The following is a 271-nucleotide window of genomic DNA, read 5'->3' as shown; positions in this document are numbered from 1 at the left end:
GGCTGCTGCTGCAGAGCGCCGACACCCGCGGCATGTCGCTGGACGAGCTCAAGGTCGTCAGCCGGCGCGCGCCGAGCGAAGCGGAATTGCGCGACCTGCTGTTCGCCTGGCGCGTCGCCAAGTACGTCAAGTCCAACGCCATTGTCTACGCCAAGGACAACCGCACGATCGGCGTGGGCGCCGGCCAGATGAGCCGCGTCTATTCGGCGCGCATCGCCGGCATCAAGGCCCAGGACGCCAACCTCGTCGTGGAAGGCTCGGTGATGGCCTC

The 271-nt window shown here is 67.9% G+C and carries 1 pseudogene; it reads left to right on the top strand.

The features are described from left to right. A pseudogene (gene purH, locus CN925_RS15995) lies at positions 1 to 271 on the top strand (bifunctional phosphoribosylaminoimidazolecarboxamide formyltransferase/IMP cyclohydrolase); the annotation flags it as partial.

It is taken from the genome of Bacillus sp. AFS055030, from assembly GCF_002574545.1.
In the GTDB taxonomy this organism is placed as follows: Bacteria; Bacillota; Bacilli; order Bacillales; family Bacillaceae_G; genus Gottfriedia.
This window is presented reverse-complemented; position numbering and strand designations above follow the sequence as displayed.